General features: G+C 67.5%; 11 protein-coding genes. 10 read left to right on the top strand and 1 reads right to left on the bottom strand.

The features are described 5' to 3' along the window. Positions 1-45: 45 nt before the first annotated feature. Positions 46-1062 carry a LacI family DNA-binding transcriptional regulator gene (locus ACU18_RS14840; RefSeq protein WP_050686748.1) on the bottom strand — a complete coding sequence of 339 codons (1017 nt, stop codon included), beginning with the start codon at positions 1060-1062 and terminating at the stop codon, positions 46-48. Positions 1063-1213: 151 nt separating this feature from the next. On the opposite strand from ACU18_RS14840, the gene ACU18_RS14835 reads away from it, so the two are divergent. The 10 genes from ACU18_RS14835 (at position 1214) to ACU18_RS19385 (ending at position 13312) form a co-directional block, all read left to right on the top strand. Continuing rightward, positions 1214-1561, top strand: a complete 348-nt coding sequence (locus ACU18_RS14835; protein ID WP_050686747.1) for an L-rhamnose mutarotase — start codon at positions 1214-1216, stop codon at positions 1559-1561. A 133-nt stretch (positions 1562-1694) separates the two neighbouring features. Next, positions 1695-2861 (top strand): L-rhamnose isomerase, encoded by a 1167-nt coding sequence (gene rhaI, locus ACU18_RS14830; RefSeq protein WP_050686745.1) that lies wholly within the window; start codon positions 1695-1697, stop codon positions 2859-2861. A 6-nt stretch (positions 2862-2867) separates the two neighbouring features. Further along, positions 2868-4904 carry a bifunctional rhamnulose-1-phosphate aldolase/short-chain dehydrogenase gene (locus ACU18_RS14825; protein WP_050686743.1) on the top strand — a complete coding sequence of 679 codons (2037 nt, stop codon included), beginning with the start codon at positions 2868-2870 and terminating at the stop codon, positions 4902-4904. Next, complete coding sequence (locus ACU18_RS14820) at positions 4901-6358, top strand: rhamnulokinase (protein ID WP_050686741.1); 1458 nt, start codon at positions 4901-4903, stop codon at positions 6356-6358. Before ACU18_RS14825 ends, ACU18_RS14820 begins: the two co-directional genes overlap by 4 nt. 101 nt (positions 6359-6459) lie before the next feature. Next, positions 6460-8958 (top strand): glycosyl hydrolase family 95 catalytic domain-containing protein, encoded by a 2499-nt coding sequence (locus tag ACU18_RS14815; protein WP_197273595.1) that lies wholly within the window; start codon positions 6460-6462, stop codon positions 8956-8958. Positions 8959-9004: 46 nt separating this feature from the next. Beyond that, a complete protein-coding gene (locus ACU18_RS14810) occupies positions 9005-10024 on the top strand; it encodes an acetylxylan esterase (protein WP_050686737.1) in 1020 nt (339 codons plus the stop codon). Positions 10025-10143: 119 nt separating this feature from the next. Beyond that, on the top strand, positions 10144-11223 hold the full coding sequence (locus ACU18_RS14805) for an Ig-like domain-containing protein (RefSeq protein WP_050686735.1): 1080 nt from the start codon (positions 10144-10146) through the stop codon (positions 11221-11223). Between the two features lie 328 nt (positions 11224-11551). Next, positions 11552-12667, top strand: coding sequence for a 3-deoxy-7-phosphoheptulonate synthase (locus tag ACU18_RS14800; RefSeq protein WP_050686734.1), 1116 nt, complete (start codon positions 11552-11554; stop codon positions 12665-12667). A gap of 144 nt (positions 12668-12811) precedes the next feature. Further along, complete coding sequence (locus tag ACU18_RS14795) at positions 12812-13024, top strand: helix-turn-helix domain-containing protein (RefSeq protein WP_050686732.1); 213 nt, start codon at positions 12812-12814, stop codon at positions 13022-13024. A 189-nt stretch (positions 13025-13213) separates the two neighbouring features. Beyond that, entirely contained in the window at positions 13214-13312 is a 99-nt protein-coding gene (locus tag ACU18_RS19385) for a 30S ribosomal protein bS22 (protein WP_003792170.1), read from the top strand. The last annotated feature ends 121 nt before the right edge of the window (positions 13313-13433 follow it).

The raw sequence follows: 13433 nt of genomic DNA, 5'->3' as shown, positions 1-13433 counted from the left end.
TGCCGCCTTGTGCCGCATCGTGGCGTCCGCCGGGCCAGCGGTGCCTCAGGCAGGACCGGCAGTGCTTTGGCGGACCACCAGTTCCGGGGTGAACACCACAGCGCGGTGGGTGGCGTTCTGCGAGTCGACCTCCTCGACAAGGAGTTCAATGGCGGTGCGCCCCAACGCTTCGGTGGGCTGCCGGACGGAGGACAAGGGCACCACGGCGGAGACGGCAAAATCGATGTCGTCATAGCCGATCAGGGCCACGTCTTCGGGGATCCTGACGGTATGGGTCATGGTGAGGGACTGCATCACGCCCAGGGCCAGGAGATCGTTCGCGCAGAAGATTCCCTCCGGCAACCCGTCCAGGCCGCGCTCCACCAGCATGTTGCCCACGCTCCGCCCGGCCAGCACTGTCTGGCCCTCGGAACCCAGCACCTCCAGCGTGGCACCGGACTCCTCGTCCACCGCCCGCCGGGCACCCTGGAGCCGGTCCGCCACCTGCCGGATGCTGGTGGGTCCGCCCACAAAGGCCAGCCGACGGCGGCCCGTGTCCAGCAGGTGCCGCGCAGCAAGGTACCCGCCGGCGTCGTCATCCACGGCGACGGAACTGAACTTGGACTCGTCCGCCTGCCGGTCCACCAGGACCGTGGGTACACCGCGCTCGCGGAGCAGGTCCAGGCGCTCGCTCACGTCCCCCACTGGCGAAATCAGCAGGCCCTGGACGCGCTGTTCCTGGAACAGGTCGATGTAGTTCGCCTCCCGGCCGGCGTCGTGGCCGCTGTCGCCAAGCAGTACGGCGCTGCCCTGCAGCGCGGCGGCGTCCTCTGCCGCGCGCACCACGGACGTGAAGAACGGGTTCCCCACGTCGAGGACAATCAGCCCGATGGTCCTGCTGTGTCCGGCACGCAGCTGGCGGGCCGCGTCATTGCGGACAAACCCCAGCTCGTCGATGGCCCGCAGGACGCGGTCCTTGGTCCGTTGGGACACCCGGTCCGGGTAATTGAGCACGTTGGAGACGGTACCGACCGCCACGCTGGCCTGGTTGGCGACGTCCTTGATACTGGCGGTGCGGTTCATGATTCTCCGTGCTGGTAGGCGAAGGTGCCGGGTGTTCCGATCCGCTGCTTGGACAACCGGACGGAATGCTTGACACCCACTCAGGTTCAAGAGTACTTTGAATCGTAACAATGAAACGATTCAAAGTTTGCGAAATTCAGGAGGGTTCCAGATGAGGGTGTGCTTCCGCTCCTCCGTCCAGCCGGCGCTGATCGACGAGTACCGTCGCCGCCACGCGGCCGTGTGGCCGGAGATGCTGCAGGCCCTCAAGGATTCCGGGTGGCACAACTACTCGCTGTTCCTTGGCGGGGACGGGCTACTAGTGGGCTACGTCGAGTGCGACGACTTCGATGCCGTCCGGGCCCGGATGGGCCTGACGGAGGTCAATGCCCGCTGGCAGGCGGAAATGGCCACCCTGTTTGAGGACTCCGGCCAGGCGCCCGATGAAGGCTTCCAGGTACTGGAGGAAGTCTTCAACCTTGACGGCCAGCTCGCAGCGGCGGGCACTGCCCCGGGCTGATCCGCCCCAACCGGGCCGGCAGCCCCACCCGGCGGCCGCCCACCACAACCAGCCCGCCCGCGCCGCACCAATCGGCGCCGGCAGCTGGCCGCCACCAAACCACATGCAACACCAGACACCGGAAAGATCCATCATGAATGACGTAGCAATGGCGCTGGGCAGGCTCGAGGAGCTTGCCATCGAGGTCCCGTCGTGGGCCTATGGAAATTCAGGCACCCGGTTCAAGGTGTTCGGCACCCCCGGCACGCCGCGGACCGTGCACGAGAAGCTCGCGGACGCCGCCAAGGTCCACGAACTGACGGGCCTTGCGCCCACCGTGGCCCTGCACATCCCCTGGGACAAGGTGGACGACTACGAGGCCCTCAAGGAATACGCCGCGGGCCTCGGTGTTGGCCTGGGCACCATCAACTCCAACACGTTCCAGGACGACGAATACAAGTTCGGCTCGCTGACCTCCTCCAACGAGGCCGTGCGACGCCGCGCCGTGGACCACCACCTGGACTGCATCGACGTCATGCACGCCACCGGGTCCAAGGACCTGAAGGTCTGGCTGGCTGACGGCACCAACTATCCGGGCCAGGACGACATGCGCGGCCGCCAGGACCGGCTGGCCGAGTCCCTGCAGGAAATCTACGCAGCCCTGGGCGAGGACCACCGCCTGGTGCTCGAGTACAAATTCTTCGAACCTGCCACCTACCACACCGACGTGCCCGACTGGGGAACCTCCTACGCGCAGACCCTGGCCCTGGGCGAGAAGGCGTTTGTCTGCCTGGACACCGGCCACCACGCCCCCGGCACCAACATCGAATTCATCGTGATGCAGCTCCTGCGCCTGGGCAAGCTCGGTTCCTTCGACTTCAACTCGCGCTTCTACGCGGACGATGACCTGATTGTGGGAGCAGCGGATCCGTTCCAGCTCTTCCGCATCATGCACGAGGTCATCCGGGGCGGCGGCTTCGGCAAGGATTCCGGCGTGGCCCTCATGCTGGACCAGTGCCACAACCTGGAAGAGAAGATTCCGGGCCAGATCCGCTCGGTGCTCAACGTCCAGGAAATGACGGCCCGCGCCCTGCTGATCGACACCGCCGCGTTGACCGAAGCCCAGCGCGCCGGCGACGTCCTGGCCGCCAACGGCGTGTTCAACGACGCCTTCTACACCGACGTCCGGCCCATCCTGGCCGAATGGCGTGAATCCCGCGGCCTGCCCGCGGACCCGATGGCCGCCTTCAAGGCCAGCGGATACCAGAAAAAGATCAACGAGGACCGCGTGGGCGGCCAGCAATCCGGATGGGGCGCATAAACAGCCATGAGTAACAAGATTGTCGAAGACCTGATTTCCCGTTCCAACCGCCTCGGCGCCGATAAGCGGAACACCAACTTTGCCGGCGGCAACACCTCCGCCAAAGGCACCGAGAAGGACCCCGTCACCGGCGAGGACGTCCAGCTGCTCTGGGTCAAGGGCTCCGGTGGAGACCTGGGCACCCTGAAGGCCGGGAACCTTGCCGTGCTGCGCCTTGACCGGCTGAACGCCCTCAAGAACGTCTACCCCGGCGTCGAACGCGAAGACGAAATGGTGGCCGCCTTCGATTACTGCCTGCACGGCAAGGGCGGCGCCGCGCCCTCCATCGACACTGCCATGCACGGACTGGTGGACGCCGCACACGTTGACCACCTGCACCCGGACTCCGGCATTGCCATTGCCACCGCTGCGGACGGCGAGGCGCTGACCACCAAGATCTTCGGCACCAAGGTGGTGTGGGTGCCCTGGCGCCGCCCCGGCTTCCAGCTGGGCCTGGACATCGCCGCCATCAAGGAGGCCAACCCGCAGGCCATCGGCACCATCCTGGGCGGCCACGGCATCACTGCGTGGGGCGAAACCAGCGAGGAAGCCGAAGCCAACTCGCTGTGGATCATCGAGCAGGCCGAGGCCTACATCAAGGACAACGGCAAAGCCGAACCCTTCGGTGCGGCGCTGCCCGGCTACGCAGCCCTGCCGGAAGCAGAGCGGAAGGCCAAAGCCGCCGCCCTGGCACCCGTGATCCGCGGCCTGGCCTCCACCGACAAACCGCAGCTGGGGCACTTCAGCGATGACGCCGTCGTCCTTGACTTCCTCGCCGCAGCCGAACACCCGCGCCTGGGCGCGCTGGGCACCTCCTGCCCGGACCACTTCCTGCGCACCAAGGTCAAGCCGCTGGTCCTGGACCTGCCGGCCGACGCATCCATCGAGGACTCGATCGCCCGCCTGCACGAACTGCACGCGGACTACCGCGAGGACTACCAGGCCTACTACGACCGCCACGCCGACGAAAACAGCCCGGCACTGCGCGGCGCGGACCCGGCCATTGTGCTGGTTCCCGGTGTGGGTATGTTCAGCTTCGGCGCGAACAAGCAGACCGCCCGCGTGGCCGGGGAGTTCTACATCAACGCCATCAACGTGATGCGCGGTGCCGAGTCGATCTCCACCTACGCCCCGATCCAGGAATCCGAAAAGTTCCGGATCGAATACTGGGCGCTGGAGGAAGCCAAACTGGCCCGCCTGCCCAAGCCGAAGTCGCACGCCACCCGCATCGCCCTGGTGACCGGAGCGGCGTCGGGCATCGGCAAAGCCATCGCTACCCGCCTCGCCGCGGAAGGCGCCTGCGTGGTCATCGCCGACCTGAACCTCGAGAACGCCGAAAAGGTGGCCGAGGAACTCGGCGGCCCGGACGTCGCGATCGGCGTCCAGGCGGACGTCACCAACGAAGCCCAGGTGGCGGCGGCAATCGACGCCGCGGTCCTGGCCTTCGGCGGCGTGGACCTGGTGGTCAACAACGCCGGCCTGTCCATCTCCAAGCCGCTGCTCGAAACCACCGAAAAGGACTGGGACCTCCAGCACAACGTGATGGCCAAGGGCTCCTTCCTGGTGGCCAAGGCCGCAGCAAAGGTCATGATTGCCCAGGGCCTGGGCGGGGACATCATCTACATCTCCTCGAAGAACTCCGTCTTCGCCGGCCCGAACAACATCGCCTACTCCGCCACCAAGGCGGACCAGGCGCACCAGGTCCGGCTGCTCGCAGCTGAACTGGGCGAGCACGGCATCCGCGTCAACGGCATCAACCCCGACGGTGTGGTCCGCGGCTCCGGGATCTTCGCCGGCGGCTGGGGCGCCAAGCGCGCCGCCGTGTACGGCGTGGACGAGGAAAAGCTGGGCGAGTACTACGCCCAGCGCACCCTGCTCAAGCGCGAAGTCCTGCCTGAGCACGTGGCCAACGCCGCAGCCGTCCTCACCAGCAGCGAACTGTCCCACACCACCGGCCTGCACATCCCCGTGGATGCCGGTGTGGCAGCAGCCTTCCTGCGATGAGCACCAGGCCTGAAACCGGTGTCGACGGCGGCGTGTTCGCCGCCGTCGACATCGGCGCTTCGTCCGGCCGGGTCATCCTGGGCCGGACCACCGGCGGCACCGTGGACCTTGAAGTGGTCCACCGGTTCCCCAACGGCGTGGTGGAGCTCGACGGCGGCCTCCGCTGGGATTTCGACGCCCTGTTTGCGGAGGTCCTCGCGGGGCTCGCTGCCGCGGCCACCGTGGCTGCGAGCCAGGACGAAACGATCACCAGCATCGGCATCGACACCTGGGCCGTGGACTACGGCCTGGTCAACGCCGCCGGCCAGCTGACGGCCCAGCCGTTCAGCTACCGGGATGACCGCAGCCGCGCCGCCGTCGCGCCCGTGCACGCAAAACTGGATCCGGCCCGCCTGTACGCCACTACCGGGCTGCAGTTCCTGCAGTTCAACACGCTGTACCAGCTCGCCACGGAACCGGACCTGACCGGGCTGCAGGCCCTGCTTATCCCGGACCTGATCGCCTTCCTCCTGACCGGGCAGCGGCGGACCGAAGCCACCAACGCCTCCACCACCGGCCTGTTCGACGCCGTGGCGGGGGAGTGGGCCACCGGGTTCCTGGCCGAGCTGGGCCTGCCCAAAAAGCTGTTCCCGCCCCTGGTCCAGCCAGGTGAAACCGTGGGGACGCTGCTGCCGGACGTCGCGGCCAACGTTGGCCTGCCGGCCACCACCACCGTGGTGGCTGTGGGCTCGCACGACACCGCTTCCGCCGTCGCCGCGGTCCCGGCCCAAGCGAAGGACTTCGCCTACATTTCCTCCGGGACATGGTCCCTGGTGGGGCTGGAGCTGGACGCGCCGGTGCTGACCGAGGCCAGCCGCGAGGCGAACTTCACCAACGAACGCGGCGTGGACGGCACCATCCGTTACCTCCGGAACATGGGCGGGCTGTGGCTGCTCAGTGAATGCCAGCGGTCCTGGGCTGCTGAAGGGTTCACGCAGGACCTGCCGGCGCTGCTCGCAGCCGCTGCGGCGCTGCCGCCCGGCGGCCCACAGGTCAACCCGGACGATCCCTACTTCATCGCGCCGGACAACATGCCTGCCCGGATCAGCTCGGCAGTTAAGGTCACCGGGGATATCCTGCCGGCGGATCCGGCGGCGGTCACCCGGTGCATCATGGACAGCCTGGCTGCGGGGTACGCCCGCACCATCCGCGACGCGGAACGGCTCGCGGGCCGCACCGTGGACGTGGTGCACGTGGTGGGCGGCGGATCCCAGAACGGCTTGCTCTGCCAGTTGACGGCGGATGCCACCGGCAAGCGCGTGGTGGCCGGCCCGGTCGAGGCCACGGCCCTGGGTAACGTCCTGGTCCAGGCCAGGGCTGCCGGCCAGGTGTCCGGCGGACTGGCGGACCTGCGGTCCCTCGTGGTGGGTTCGCACGCACTGCTGGAGTTCACCCCGGAGCTTGCCAGGCGATAACGCCCGTGCGGCGGGGTCCGGAACTCCGGGCCCTGCCGCAGGGTGGGATTTCCTGCCGGACCCCTTCTCTCCATCGATGTAATTGTCTAGGGTTGGATTCCGTGCGCACTGAACATTCCCTGACTTACGACTCGCCCGCAGCCGACTGGCTGGCAGCGCTGCCGCTGGGCAACGGACGCCTGGGAGCCATGGTTTTCGGCGGGGCGCCTGTCCCCAGGGAGCCCGGACTGGAGCACCGGTTCCAGCTCAATGACGGATCGGCCTGGTCCGGCTCCCCGCACAGCCAGGACCTCGGCCCTGCATTCAGCCGGGAATCAGCGGACGCCATCCTGGCCGCGGCGCGGGGGCAGATCAGCGCCGGTAATTTCGGGGCGGCCCACGAAACGATGAAGCAGCTGCAGCACCGCAACTCACAGGCCTACCTTCCGTTCGCCGACTTTTTCCTGGCGGTCGCAGTTACCGGCGATTCCGGGGCCCCCGCCGGCTACAGCCGCAGCCTGGACCTGGCCCGTGCCGTCAACAGCACCCGGTACCAGCAGGCGGGCCACAACATCCGCATCGAGGCATTTGCGGCCCACCACCCCTCAGTCCTCGTGGTGACGGTGGAGTCCGGTGCGCCGCAGGGCCTGGACCTGGCACTCCGGCTCGATTCCCCGCTGCGCATCCTCCGTCGGACCGCGGCGGCAGGAACCGCGGCCATGGAACTGAAGCTGCCGTCCGGCGTCGCGCCTTCCCACGACGGCGGCGCCGTGGACTACTCCGATGATGATTCGCTCAGCCTCCAGGGCGCCGCCGTGATGTCCTGGGAACACGACGGCACCGACGCGGCGGCGGACGACGGCGGCCTGGCCGCCACCGGCGTCCACCGCGCCACGGTGTTCATCACCACCGAAACCACGTTCCACGGCCTCGGCCGGCAACCGCAGGGCACGGCGGCCGGCGCTGCCGACGCCGCCCGGGCACTGCTCGCCAGCGCAGCGGCAACCGGTCCGGCAGGATTACTGGAACGGCACGAAGCAAGCCACGCAGCCCTGTACGACAGCTGCAGCCTCACCCTTGACGTGCCCCCGTGGCAAGGCACCAACACGGCCGAGCGGCTGCTGGCCGCCAACCGGAATCCGGCCGGGCCGCTGGCGGCAGATCCCGGCCTGGCCGCGCTGCTGTTCAACTACGGCCGGTACCTGCTGATCTGCAGTTCCCGTGCGGGCCACCCGGGCTCGCGGCCGGGAACCGCCTGGCAGGGCACCCCCGCCAACCTGCAGGGCATCTGGAACGCCGAGCTGACCGCGCCGTGGAGCTCCAACTTCACCACCAACATCAACCTGCAGATGAACTACTGGGCCGCGGAACCCACGGGCCTGGCTGCCTGCGCGGAGCCCCTGTTCGCCCTCATTGAAGCCCTTCAGGTGACCGGGGCCCGCACGGCCAGGGAGTACTACGGCGCCGACGGCTGGGCGGTGCACCACAACTCGGATATCTGGGGGTACAGCAAACCGGTGGGGCACGGCAGGCATTCCCCGGAATGGTCCTACTGGCCAATGGCCGGGCTGTGGCTGGTCCGCCACCTGTGGGAGCACCTGCAGTTCGGGGCCGCCGGGCCCGGCTTCGCCCGGGACGCCGCCTGGCCCGCCGTCCGTGGCGCAGCAGCCTTCGCACTGGACCTGCTGCTGGAGAACCCGGACGGGACGCTGGGCACCAGCCCGTCCACCTCGCCGGAAAACAGCTTCACCCTCCCCGGCGGCGGTGGCCGGGCTGCCGTCGCGGAGTCCTCCACCCTGGACCTGACGCTGATCCGGGACACCTTCCTGATGGTGGACGCCCTGGCGGCCGGGCTGGGCTGGCCGGACGACGCCGTTGCTGCCGCCGCCCGGCGTGCCCTGCCCCGGCTGCCAAATCCCGCGCCCGGGCGCAACGGCCGCCTGCGCGAATGGCTGGCCGACCCGGAAGAGTGGGAGCAGGACCACCGCCACGTCAGCCACCTCTACCTCGCCTACCCCGGCGATACACCGCTGGCACCGGAGCTCGAGGCGGCCGTCAAAGCCAGCCTCGACGGCCGCGGCGACGAATCCACCGGCTGGTCCCTGGCCTGGAAAATCCTCCTGCGGGCCCGGCTCCGGCAGCCGGAGAAGGTCAGCGACCTGTTCAGGTTGTACTTCCGGGACATGGCCGCCGAACGGTCGGGTCACAGCGGCGGGCTGTACCCGAACCTCTTCGGGGCCCACCCGCCGTTCCAGATCGACGGCAACTTCGGCTTTGTGGCCGGCGTGGCTGAGTGCCTGGTCCAGAGCCACCGGACCGCCGCCGGGGTGCAGGAAATCGAGCTGCTTCCAGCCCTGCCGGCCGAGCTTCCGGCCGGCAAAGCCAATCGGCTCCGCGCCCGCCCCGGGGTGGAAGTGGACCTCGAGTGGCGGGACGGCCGGCTGGCCGGGGCCACCCTTGCCGCCCAGCGCGAAGCCACCGTCCAGCTCCGGTCCGGGGACAAAATCCTGGCCCTCCGGCTGCTGCCCGGAGAGCCGGCCGCCATCACCGTCGGAGCCGGCGGCGGGCTGGCACTGAACATGGCGTCATCACGGCATGACGCTGCGCCCCAAACGACCTAGGATCAGCAGAAAACCACTTCCACCAGCAACAGGACCGGACCACCGCATGCCACTCTTTGACCTGCCCCTCGCCCAGCTGCGCAGCTACAGCAGCCACGTCACAGCACCGGATGACTTTGCGGCGTTCTGGGACGCCACCGTCGAGGAAACCAGGGCTTTCCCGCTGGCGCCAACGTTTGAACCCGTGGAGAACCACCTCACGGTCATCGACACCTTCGACGTCACGTTCGCAGGCTTCGGCGGCGCGCCCATCAAGGGCTGGCTGCACTTGCCGGCGCACCGCGACGCCGGAACCCGGCTGCCCGTGGTGGTGCACTACGTGGGCTACTCGGGCGGCCGCGGACTGGTCAACCAGGACACCCGCTGGGCGCAGGCCGGGTACGCCCACTTCATCATGGACACCCGGGGCCAGGGCTACGGCGGGACCCTGGGGGAAACACCGGACCCGCATCCCTCCGCAGGCGGAGTGGCCCACGCAGGCCTGATGACCCGCGGCATCGGGAACCGCGAGGACTACTACTACCGGCGTGTCTACATGGACGCCTTCCGTGCCGTGGAGGCTGCCCAGGCCCACCCCGCCGTCGACCCTGCCAAAGTGGTGCTGGCCGGCGTCAGCCAGGGCGGCGGCATTGTGGTGGCCGCTGCCGGGCTTGCGGCCGGCCGCCTGGACGGGGTCATCGCCGCCTTGCCGGATGTCCCGTTCCTGCAGGACTTCCCCCGCGCCATCGACATCACTCCGCGCGGGCCGTACCCGGAGATCGCCGCGTTCCTGGCCCGGCACCGGGACAGCTACGATTCCATCCTGGACGTGCTGCGCTACTTCGACGGCGTCAACCTGGCCCGCCTCGCCACCGCGCCGGCCTTTTATTCGGCGGCCCAGATGGATGACATCTGCCCGCCATCCACCGTGTTTGCCAGCTTCAACGCCTACGGCACGGGGGAGCCGGGCGCACCCGCGGCCGGCGTGGCCAAGGACATCGAGGTGTACAGGTTCAACAACCACGAGGGCGGCCAGGAGCACCACTGGATTAAGCAGCTGCAATTTCTCCGCAAGATGCTGGCTTAGCCCTTCCTGTCGCTACCGCGCGGTGGGGGACGGGACTATCCTGTGCCTGTTGGCCACACCAGGCCTGCGGAGGTGCTGGGGCTTTCCGTGACATTTAGTCATCGGGAAAGTGAAACCACATGGACACAGCATCCAACGCCGCACCTCCAACAGCGGCACCCAGCCGGTTCCGGCGGGTTGGCATCATCCTGCCGGTCCTTGCGGCAATCACCATCGCGTTTGCAGGCCTGGCCGGGCCCGCGCAGGCTGCCGGAACCAGCTCCTACGGAACAGGCAGGGCGGAGGTCACGCTGAGCGCCAATGCGTTCGGGCTTCCCTTCGCGGACGCCCCGGTCCTGGTGGCGGCAGGCGTCGTTCCGGCCGCGCCAGGTACAGGTGTCCCGTCGGGAACCGTCAGCCTGTTGTCCGACGCCGATGGCACGGTGCTTGGCGTGGGGGACGTCGACACCGAAGAACCGTTCCTTGGGCTGGCGCTGATGGACTCGCCGGTCCTCGCCCTGGGAACGACCTTCTTCAAGGCCAGATACTCGGAGGACAGCACCTTCGCCCCCAAAACCATCAGGTTCTCGATTACTGCCATCAGCGGGCCGGGGACCAGGACAGCCATCACCGTTACGCCGGCTGGCACATCGGTATTCGGTGCACCCGTTACCGTCACGGCGCGGGCCACGGCGCTCCCATCAGGGCCACTGACCGGAACGCCGCTGGGAAGCCTGGTGCTGATTGTCGACGGCGTCGAGGTCCAGGCCCAGGCCCCCGGACCGGGCTGGCAGTCGGTCTTCACCATCAACAACCTGCCCGCGGGCCAGCACGTGTTCACCGCAGAATTCAGGCACGCGGAGGGCGACTACTTCGGCTCAACCTCCGGGCCGGTGACCCACACCGTGACGCCTGCGCTTGCCGCGGTGAAGGGTGAGTTCCACAGCTCGCACCACGGCGAAATCCGGCCGGGGACTGCTGTCACCGTCCAGGCCGTCATCATGCCGGCTGTTGGCGGCGGCGCCACGCCCACGGGGTGGGTGCAGTTCTATGACTGGAACACCAAGGTGGGCGCGCCGGTGAGACTGGTCAACGGCAAGGCCGGCTACACCCACACCTCGCTGCGCTACGGCAAGCACGTCCTGCAAGCGCAATACCTCGGCTCCAGCATCTACCTGCCGGCGTTCACCCCGGCCAGGACGGTCACTGTGGTTGATTAGGTGACCGTCGCCGGCCAGGTGCCGGCCGCCGTCGGACGATTCCTTGGCTTGTCCGCGCAGCGGGTCCTTCAAGGGCCGGTCCCGCGGACAAGACTGGGACGGAGTGTGACGCCGGAATTTTGCGCTGCCCGCGATGCCCGGTTAGGGTCTTGCCATGACTAACCGTTGGTATGCGTATTTTTCGTTGGCTCTGGAGGGGCCCGCGTCTAACTGACACGCATCCAACTTTCCTTCAGAGCCAACAGGGCAGAGACCATTCTCTGCCCTTCGCCATTTCCCGGCGGGTTCTGATTCTGGGCCCGCTTCCTCTCCCGGAACAGGACCCATCATGAGCACCGCATCAGCCGCCGTACCCGCAGCAAAATCCACGTCCAACCTGCGCGTCAGCGAATTCACGGCCCTCCCCACGCCCCAGGAGCTCATCGCCGAGCTGCCGCTGGACACCCGGGAAGCCACCGTGGTGGAACGCGGCCGCGACGAGGTCCGCGCCATCATGGACGGACTGGATGACCGCCTGCTGGTCATTGTGGGCCCCTGCTCCATTCACGATCCCAAAGCCGGGCTGGAATACGCCCGCCGGCTGGTCAGCCAGGCGGAGAAGCACAAAGCCGACCTGCTGATCGTCATGCGGACCTACTTCGAAAAGCCCCGCACCACCGTGGGCTGGAAGGGCCTGATCAACGACCCGCGCCTGGACGGCAGCCACGACATGGTCACCGGCCTGCGCGCCGCCCGGCACTTCCTCCAGCAGGTCACCGCGCTGGGCCTGCCCACGGCCACCGAATTTCTTGAGCCCATCAGCCCGCAGTACATGGCGGACCTCATCGCCTGGGGCGCCATCGGGGCGCGGACCACCGAAAGCCAGATCCACCGGCAGCTCGCTTCGGGGCTGTCCATGCCCATCGGGTTCAAAAACGGGACCGACGGCGACCTCCAGGTGGCCATCGACGCCTGCGGTGCCGCCGGGGCTGCCCAGGCGTTCCTGGGGATCGACGGCGACGGCCGGGCCGCGCTGGTGTCCACCGCCGGAAACCCCGACACCCATGTCATCCTCCGCGGCGGCCGGAAGGGCCCCAACTACTCCGCCGTGGACGTCCAGGCCGCCTCCGGCAAGCTGGCAGGCAAGGGCCTGAACCCGCGCCTGATCGTGGACGCAAGCCACGCCAACAGCGGCAAGAGCCACCACCGCCAGGCAGCGGTGGCCCTGGAAATCGGCGCCCAGCTCGAGGACGGCGGCCCGTCGGCACAGGCGATTGCCGGCGTGATGCTCGAAAGCTTCCTGGTGGGCGGCGCGCAGAACCTGGACGTTGCCGAACACCGCGCAGGGCGGGACGCGCTGGTCTACGGCCAGAGCGTCACCGACGCCTGCATGGACTGGGACGTCTCCGTGTCTGTCCTGGCCCAGCTGGCTGCCTCCGCACGGAAACGCCGGACGGCAAAATAAGCCGTCGCACTACTTTCACATCTGCCACAGGAACATCTACAGTATCTAAATAAGTGGTTGGTGGATGGGCTCAGCATCAAGAACACCGCATTGGCAAGTACCTGGGGTCTCTGTGTCCATCCGTCAGCAAAGGAAAATAGGGAAATGTCGGCAGAACAGAACTTCTCCAACGCGAAGTTCCTGACAGTGGCTGAAGTAGCCCAGGTCATGCGCGTCTCCAAAATGACCGTGTACCGGCTGGTGCACTCCGGTGAAATGCCGGCGGTGCGCTTCGGCCGGTCCTACCGGGTCCCCGAGAATGCCGTGGACCAGTACCTCAAGGGTGCTGTTGTCGACGGGCATACCGAAACTGCCTGAGGTTTTCAGCCTTAATGGGGCACCGTGAGCCTGTGGTGCGCTTTGTTGTCAGAAGCCGCCCCCGGAAAGCGGTACCCTGTTAAGGAACGTTTTACGTCATTGTTGGAATCTGTCGGTTGTGCAGTTCGTAGCTTTGTCCACGGACCATCCCAACAGACAGGTACTGCATCTAGTTTGTGAGGAACTTTCGTGGGTTCAGTTATTAAGAAGCGTCGCAAGCGTATGGCCAAGAAGAAGCACCGCAAGCTGCTTCGCAAGACCCGTCACCAGCGCCGCAATAAGAAGTAGAGATACTTCGTACAGCGTGGAAATGCCCGTCGCCTTCCAGGTGGCGGGCATTTTGCTGCCCTCTCCCAACTAGGTAGCAGTTGTTGTCGTTATGAGCGCTCATAACGACAACAACTGCCAG

Origin of the sequence: Arthrobacter sp. ZBG10, from assembly GCF_001238605.1 — a bacterium.
Classification (GTDB): Bacteria; Actinomycetota; Actinomycetes; order Actinomycetales; family Micrococcaceae; genus Arthrobacter.
The sequence above is the reverse complement of the archived record's forward strand: the minus strand, read 5'-3'. Positions and strand labels throughout refer to the sequence as shown.